We start from the raw sequence: 7,693 nt of genomic DNA on the forward strand, positions 1-7,693 counted from the left end.
CGGCTAGACGCGACGGGCTTAGGCCCGCGTGTTCGTGGGTCCCCTTTTCCCGTGATTTGGTGTTCGGAGGAATGATGCGTCGGATTTCGCTTTGGGCGGGGATGGCCCTCGCCGTGGCCGTGCTGACCGGGTGCCCGCCCACCTACCCCAAGTGCAACAACGACGATAACTGCAAGGAGAAGGGCGAGGTCTGCGTCCAGGGTCAGTGTCAGGAGTGCGCCGAGGACGCGAACTGCCGCGAGGGCTTCACCTGCCAGGCGAACAAGTGCGCGCCCAAGCCCCCCGAGTGCACCACGGACACCGCGTGCGGCGCCGGTCGCATCTGCGAGGCCGGCAAGTGCGCCGAGGCCCAGTGCAAGGACGACTCCGCGTGCAACGGTGGCAAGTGCGAGGCCGGCCGCTGCCAGGCCCCGAAGGACACCTGCACCGCCGCGACGGACTGCGGTGAGGGCCAGGACTGCCAGGGCGGCCGCTGCGTGACGGCGGATGCCAGCTCGCGCTGCGACTTCGCTCCGGTGCGCTTCGGCTTCAACGAGTCCACCCTGGACTCCAGCGCGCAGTCGCGCCTGGGCGACCTGGCGGCCTGCATCAAGGCGAGCCAGGGGAAGATCACCCTGGGCGGCCACGCGGATGATCGCGGCACGGAGGAGTACAACCTCCAGCTGTCCAACCGCCGCGCCGCCGCGGTCAAGCGCTACCTGACCGACCTGGGCGTGCCGTCCAACCGTCTGACGACGGTGGGCTACGGCGAGAACCGCCCGGTGTCCAACGGGGCCTCCGAGGAAGCGTGGGCGGAGAACCGCCGCGTGGAGTTCCAGCGCTAGTTCTGGGGTAGGCTCTGGCGCGAATGGCCGCCCTCGAGTCGGAATCGCGTCAGTCCTACCTTGTGTTCGCGTGTGGAAGCAGCTGGTACGCGGTGCCCGCGGAAGCCGCGGCGGAGGTCGTCACCTTCCCCGAGCTGACGCGGGTACCGGGTTCCCCGCCCCACCTGCTGGGCGTGTTCGCGCACCGGGGTGAAGTCATCCCCGTCGTGGACATGAGCCTGCTGGTGGGAGGGGTGACCGCCGGCTCCCGCCGCGCGGTGCTCGTGCGGCTGCCCCGAGGCACCCTGGCCCTCACGGCCAGCAGCGTCGCCGGGGTGTCGCCCGTGCAGGGTCCGCTGGAGCCCCTGGGCCCCACGGGCGTCCACGTCCACCTGCGGGGCCCCGGCAAGAGCGGCTCGCGCGACGTGGCCGTCATCGACCCCGAAGGCCTCTTCGACCACCTCAGTCAGGGCGCCTAGCCCCATGTCGCCCGCCCGGGTCGAGGGGACGCTCCTGTGCCACGTGGGCCGCCACCGCCTCGCCTTCGCGGCGAGCGACGTGGCCTCCATCGCCGCGCCGGACGCCGCCTGCGTGTCCGCCCGGGGGGCCTTCCGTGAGTCCCCCAGCGTCCAGCGCGTGCTCGTCACCGCCACCGGGGAGGCCGTGGGCGTGGATGGGCTGGAGATCGACGCGGAGGTGCTGTCGGTGCTGCCGCCCTCGCCGCTGGTGGCGCACGCCTCCGGAGGGAGCCTGCGCGGCTTCGTGCTGACGCGCGGGGTGCTCTGGCCGCTGGTGCACCTGGATGGCTTCGAGCGCTACCTGCGCGGCCTGGGTGGGGACGGGGAGGGCGCATGACGACGCCGCCCGCGGAGTGGCGCTCGCTCGCCCGGTGGACCATGCGTCCGCGCGTCCTGGGCAGCACCGTGGGCGTGGCGCTGGCGCTCTTGCACATCCACCTGTCCCACACGCTGCCGCCCGAGGGTCGCGGCCCGCTGTCGGTGCTGGGGCTGGTGGCGCTCGTGCTCTTCGTCGGGCTGGGGACCCTGCGCGACAAGCAGGCCCTGCGCACGCTGATCGCCCTGGGTGAGGGCAAGGTGCCCGCCACGCCTGAACACCTGCGCGTCGCGCTCCAGGAGGTGGCGGCCGTGCCCGGCCGTGGCTTCTGGTTCGCCATGCAGGGGTGGCTGGGCGGGACGGTGGTGGTGGCGCTGTCCTTCCCGGTGCTCGCGCATGTGCCGTGGACGGAGGGGCTGCGCGTGGTGCTGATGGGGCTGTCGCTGGGGCCGCTCAGCTCGATGCTCGTCTACCTCATGCTGGTGCGCCGGGGCCGGGCCACCCAGGGGTGGCTGGTGGCCGCGGGGCTGTCGCCGCTGGAGGTGCTGGCCGCCCTGCCGCCCCGGCGCATGCACATCCGCCGGCGCCTGGTGGCGTTCACTGCCATCGCCGTCTTGAGCCCGTCGCTCTTCATCCTGGACGTGGCCTTCACGCGCACGGTGGCGGTGGTGGACGCGTGGGCGCAGGCGACCACGCCGCAGGCGCGCGGGGAGATCATCGACCGGGCGCGGCGCGGAGAAGGGCCGCCCCTGGGGCTCTTGTCGGGGCTCGTCACGCTGCTCATCCTGGGCACCGCGGCGCTCGCGGGCACGGTGCTCTCCGAGCCCCTGCGCGCCATCACCGAGGACGCGACGCGCATCGCGCGCGGCGAGGTGCGGCCCCCCCGCGTCATCCACGCCGAGGACGAGGTGTGGGCCACGTCCGCGGCCTTCACCCAGATGCAGGTGCAGCTGGTGCAGGCGCTCACGCAGCTGCGCAAGGCGGGCCTGCAGATCTCCACCACCACGTCGCAGCTGGTGGCCACCAGCACGGAGCAGGAGGCCGGCGCGGACGAGCAGGCGGACTCGCTCAACGCGACCAGCGCCACCACGGAGGAGCTGGCGCGGTCGGCGCAGCAGATCGCCGACAACGCGGAGTCCGTGTCCGCCATCGCGGAGCGGACCTTCGGCGCGGCGCAGTCCGGCCAGCGCGGCGCCACCGCCTTCCTGGGCGCCATGCAGCGCATGAAGTCCGACAACGAGGACATCGCGGAGGCGGTGGTGCGCCTCAACAAGCGCGTGCAGCAGATTGGCAAGGTGGTGGAGTTCATCAACGAGATCGCCGACAAGTCGGACCTGCTGGCGCTCAACGCGGAGCTGGAGGGGACGAAGGCGGGCGAGGTGGGGCGGGGCTTCTCGCTGGTGGCCGCGGAGATGCGCCGGCTCGCGGAGAACGTCATCCGCTCCACGAAGGAGATTGAAGGGCTCATCGGGGAGATCCGCGACGCGACGAACGCGGCGGTGATGGCCACGGAGGCGGGCCTGAAGACGACGGAGCTGGGCACGCTGCTGGCGGCGCAGGTGGACGACAGCCTGGGGCTCATCCTGGAGCTGGCGCGGCAGACGTCGCACGCGGTGCGCAGCATCTCGCTGGCCACGCTGCAGCAGCAGACGGGCACGGATCAGCTCGCGGCGGCCATGGGGGACATCCTGCGCGTCACCGAGCAGAACGCCGCGGCGACGAAGCAGATGGTGGCGGCGAACGCGGACCTGTCCTCGCTGGCGCACGACCTGCAACACGTGGTGGAGCGCTTCCACGTCGAGTCCCCGGGCGAGTCTCCCGGCGGCACCGGGAAGGGGTGAGGCGCGCCATGGCCCCGTTCATCGGCCCCCGGCGGGCCTCGTTCAGCCGGCACCTGATGTTCCCCGTCCCGCTGGCGAACCTGGTGGGCTCCACGCTGGGGCTGCACTTCGCCTCGCTGGTGCTGGGGGGGCCGCTGGTGGTGAACCTGGGCGCGCTCGTCGTCCTGGTGGTGGGCGTGAGCCTGCTGCACATGCTGCTGGGCGTGGGGGTGACGCTGCGCCGGTTTCCCATGCTGCGCGCGCTGGAGCGGGGGGACGTGTCGTCCACGCCCGCGAACCTTGCGGTGGCGGTGGGCGAGGTGTCGCGCGCTCCGGGCGAGGCCTTCTTCCGCTCGCTGGGCCTGTGGGCGCTGACGACGGGCGTGGTGGGCGTGGTGCTCTGGACGGTGATGGGGCTGCCGAGCGCGCTCACCCTGCGGGTCGCGGGGCTGGGGGCGCTGTTCGGTCCGCTCACGTCGCTGATGGTCTACGGGCTCGTCACGCTCCGGGCGCGGCGGGGCGTGCTGTGGGTGGCGGATCAAGGGCTGACGCACGCGCAGGTCATCGCCGCGCTGCCCCGGCGCTCGCGCATCCGCACGCGGCTGGTGGCCTTCACCGCCATCTGCGTGGTGACGCCCGCGGTGATGTGCGCGCAGGTCGTCACGGCGCTGTCGGAGCGCGTCTTCACGCGGCTGCTGGAGGCGGGCAGCCCGGACGTGCAGGGCGTGATGGTGGACGCGCTGCACCTGGAGGCGTTCACGTCCAGCGCGGTGCTGTGCGCGGTGGTGTTCGGGTTGGCGCTCGCCACCGCGTACCTGGGCGGCACGCTGCTGGGCAGGCCCATGCGGGAGCTGTCCGGAGAGGCGAGGCGCATCGCCGCGGGAGACCTGGCGAGCCCCCAGCTCGTGCCCGCCGAGGACGAGGTGTGGGCGGTGTCCGCGGCCTTCACCACGATGCGCACGCACCTGGCGGACGTGCTCGCGCAGCTGCAGCGCGCGGGGGCGCAGATCTCCGCGACGACGGAGGAGATCCTCAGCACCTCCGGGCGCTATGAGGAGGGGGCCGCGGAGCAGGCCAGCAGCCTGGATGAGACGAGCGCCACCACGGAGGAGCTGGCGCGCTCGGCGAAGCAGATCGCGGAGAACGCGGGTTCGGTGGCGGAGATCGCCATGCGCACGCTGGCGGCGGCGGAGGGCGGGCAGGGCAGCGCGGAGTCGTTCCTGGACGCCATGTCGCGCATGCGCCAGGACAACCACGCCATCAGCTCCGCGGTGGCGCGGCTGAACAAGCGCGTGCAGCAGATTGGCAAGATCGTCGAGTTCATCAACGGCGTGGCGGACAAGTCCGACCTGCTGGCGCTCAACGCGGAGCTGGAGGGGACGAAGGCGGGCGAGGTGGGGCGGGGCTTCTCGCTGGTGGCCGCGGAGATGCGCCGGCTCGCGGAGAACGTGCTGGAGTCCACCAAGGAGATCGAGGGGCTCATTGAAGAGGTGCGCGAGGCGAGCGCCGCGGCGGTGGCGGTGACGGGCGGCGGCGTGCGCGCGGTGGAGACGGGCACCGCGCTGGCGGAGCAGGTGTCCGAGTCGCTCCGGCAGATCGTCAACCTCGCGGGGCAGACGTCGGACGCGGTGCGGAACATCTCCTGGTCCACGCAGCAGCAGCAGTCGGGCACGGATCAGCTCGCGGAGACGATGGCGGACATCCTGCGCGTCACGCAGCAGAGCCTCAACGCGACGAAGCAGGTGAGCTCCGCGAACGGGGACCTGTTGGGGCTGGCGCAGGACCTGCGCGGGGTGGTGGAGCGCTTCCAGATCCACCAGGCGACGCTTCGCCAGGGGGAAGACGGGTGAGCCCCAGCGATCGGCTCCTCAAGCAGTTCCGCGACCTGGTCACGGTGCGCCTGGCGCGCATCAACCGCTCCCTCATGGAGCTGGAGGCCGGGGGGAACGTGGAGGCCGGGCAGCGGGTGCTGCGCGAGTTGCACGGGCTGAAGGGCGAGGCCCGGATGATGGGCTTCAACGACATCAACACGCTCGTGCACGAGATGGAGGAGTTGGTCCGGTGCGTGGAGCCGTATCGCTACCGGCTCTCCTCGGAGTCCACGGACGCGCTGCTTTCCACGGCGGACGCGGTGCTCGTGTTGTCCGGTGCGCTCCAGGCGGGCGAACCGACGCTGGCCGTGGACACGCTGGTGGCGACGCTGCAATTGAGGCTCACGGCGGAGGCCGCGCGTCCGCCGGTAACGGTGGCGGCCCCCCGCGCGCCGGTGGATGAGGATGACTGGCCCGGGACGGCGGTGCTGGCCTCGCGCGCTCCGGCCGCGGCGCAGCGGGGGGAGGGGACCCATGCCGGGGCGTCACATCCCCTGGTGCCGCCCCGTGCGGAGCCGTCCGGCGCGCCGGTCGTTCCCGCGCAGTGGGGGACGATGGCGGCCCGTCCGGAGTCACCGCTGGGCAGCGGGATGTCCCCGACCGCCGCAGCGGCTGCGTCCCACCTGCTCATGACGGCCATCCGCTCGGAGCCGGCGGGAGGCCAGCCCGCGGCGGGTGTCCCAGGAGGTTCCGCGACGGGCTCACACCTCGCGACTCCCACGGTGGCCTTGTCGAGCGCCTACCCCGCGTTCCCCCCGGCTGCCTTGTCGAGCGCTCACCACGGCACGCCCACGGGGACTTCGCCGAGCACGCACCTCGCTCCTTCCACGGCGGCCTCCTCAATCGCCTACCCCGTGATGCCCACGGGAGCCTCGCCGAGCACGCACCTCGCTCCTTCCACGGCGGCCTCCTCAAGCGCCTACCCCGTGATGCCCACGGGGGCCTCGTCGGGCGCGCACCTCGTGAACCCGGCGGCGGGATCCCTGCCGGGCACGCGCCTGGTCGACACCGGGCGCCCCCGAGCGCCCTCGGGCCCCGCACCGAAGTCCGGTGGCCCGGCGCGCGGCGGCGAGGTGCGCATCGACACGTCGGTGCGCATCGGCGTGGCCAGCCTGGACATGCTCACCAGCGCGGTGACCAACCTGGGCCAGGTCGCGCGCCGCCGGGAACTCGCGACCGCGCGGCGGCTGGCGCTCGTGCGCGAGTTGAGCGAGCTGGCCCGCGCGGCGGAGGACCTGGGCCCCGCGGGCACGGCGATCGCGGAGCGGCTGGGCCGCGCCAAGGAGCTGGCCGCCACGCTGCACCGTGAAGCCAAGCTGCTCGCCAACGCGGAGCTGCGCGACCTGGGACAGGTGTCCGAGGAGGTGCAGACCCTGCGCATGCTGCCCCTGTCCGTCCTCTTTGAACCCTACCCGCGCATGGTGCGAGACCTCGCGCGGGAGCTGGGCAAGGAGGTGGAGCTCGTCGTGGACGGCGAGGACACCCGCGCGGACCGCGCCGTGGTGGAGGCCCTGCGCGAGCCCCTCATGCACCTGGTGCGCAACGCGCTGGACCACGGCCTGGAGACGCGCGTGGACCGCGTCGCCGCCGGCAAGCACCCCCGGGGCTGCCTCACCCTGCGCGCCTCCCGAGAGGGCAGCCGCATCATGCTGCGCGTGGAGGACGACGGCGCGGGCATGGACCCCGCGCTCCTGCGCCGCGTCGCCGTCCGCCGGGGCGTGCTCGACGAGGCCGCCGCGAACGCCCTGTCCGACTCCGCCGCGCGCGAGCTCATCTTCCTGCCCGGCTTCTCCTCCCGCGAGGTGGTCACCGACCTGTCAGGTCGGGGCGTGGGGCTGGACGCCGTGCGCGCCTCCCTCCAGGCGCTGGGCGGCGACGTGGGCGTGGAGTCCGCGCCCGGCTGGGGCACCATCTTCACCCTGCGCGTCCCGGTGTCCCTCACCATGGCGCCCCTGCTCTTCGTCCAGGTGGGCGACGAGACGCTCGCCCTCAGCGCCGTCCACGTCTCCCGCGCCCTCAAGGTCGAAGCCTCCGAGGTGGGAGAGGTCGCCGGCCGTCCCACCGTCCGCAACGACGGCCGCGTGCTGCCGTTCGCGTCGCTGGCGTCGCTGCTGGCGCTCGGCGCCGAGCGTCCCGCCCGGGAGGGGGACCTGGTGCTGGTGGTGAAGGGTCAGGGCATGGAGGCCGCACTGGCCGTGGACCGGGTGCTGGAGGAGCGCGTCCAGGCCATCCTGCCGCTGAAGGGCATCCTCGCGCGCTTCACCCACCTCACCGGCGCCACCTCGCTCGCGGACGGACGGCTCGTGATGGTCCTGTCGGCGGCGACCCTGGCGGCGGGCGTCCATGGCACCGCGCCCCTGAAGCT

General features: G+C 73.2%; 6 protein-coding genes. All 6 read left to right on the plus strand.

Going from position 1 to position 7,693, the window contains the following annotated elements; all coding sequences use genetic code 11:
- Window positions 1–74: 74 nt before the first annotated feature.
- Window positions 75–824, plus strand: a complete 750-nt coding sequence (locus tag D7X12_RS16455) for an OmpA family protein (protein ID WP_120626218.1) — start codon at window positions 75–77, stop codon at window positions 822–824.
- A 23-nt stretch (window positions 825–847) separates the two neighbouring features.
- On the plus strand, window positions 848–1,282 hold the full coding sequence (locus D7X12_RS16460; protein WP_120626211.1) for a chemotaxis protein CheW: 435 nt from the start codon (window positions 848–850) through the stop codon (window positions 1,280–1,282).
- A gap of 4 nt (window positions 1,283–1,286) precedes the next feature.
- Window positions 1,287–1,658, plus strand: a complete 372-nt coding sequence (locus D7X12_RS16465; protein ID WP_120626212.1) for a protein CrdC — start codon at window positions 1,287–1,289, stop codon at window positions 1,656–1,658.
- On the plus strand, window positions 1,655–3,478 hold the full coding sequence (locus tag D7X12_RS16470) for a methyl-accepting chemotaxis protein (protein WP_120626213.1): 1,824 nt from the start codon (window positions 1,655–1,657) through the stop codon (window positions 3,476–3,478). The genes D7X12_RS16465 and D7X12_RS16470 overlap by 4 nt, the downstream gene beginning before the upstream one ends.
- Before the next feature lie 8 nt (window positions 3,479–3,486).
- Complete coding sequence (locus tag D7X12_RS16475) at window positions 3,487–5,307, plus strand: methyl-accepting chemotaxis protein (RefSeq protein ID WP_120626214.1); 1,821 nt, start codon at window positions 3,487–3,489, stop codon at window positions 5,305–5,307.
- The coding region (locus tag D7X12_RS16480) for a chemotaxis protein CheA (RefSeq protein ID WP_120626215.1) at window positions 5,304–7,693 on the plus strand (2,390 nt) is incomplete at its 3' end. The genes D7X12_RS16475 and D7X12_RS16480, both read left to right, overlap by 4 nt.

It is taken from the genome of Corallococcus sicarius (assembly GCF_003611735.1).
Lineage (GTDB): Bacteria > Myxococcota > Myxococcia > Myxococcales > Myxococcaceae > Corallococcus > Corallococcus sicarius.

Excerpts from the sequence above, each read along its gene's own strand:
- D7X12_RS16455 (WP_120626218.1), top strand. The coding sequence starts at position 75 with ATGCGTCGGATTTCGCTTTGGGCGGGGATGGCCCTCGCCGTGGCCGTG.
- D7X12_RS16470 (WP_120626213.1), top strand. The coding sequence starts at position 1,655 with ATGACGACGCCGCCCGCGGAGTGGCGCTCGCTCGCCCGGTGGACCATG.
- D7X12_RS16475 (WP_120626214.1), top strand. The coding sequence starts at position 3,487 with ATGGCCCCGTTCATCGGCCCCCGGCGGGCCTCGTTCAGCCGGCACCTG.
- D7X12_RS16460 (WP_120626211.1), top strand. The coding sequence starts at position 848 with ATGGCCGCCCTCGAGTCGGAATCGCGTCAGTCCTACCTTGTGTTCGCG.
- D7X12_RS16465 (WP_120626212.1), top strand. The coding sequence starts at position 1,287 with ATGTCGCCCGCCCGGGTCGAGGGGACGCTCCTGTGCCACGTGGGCCGC.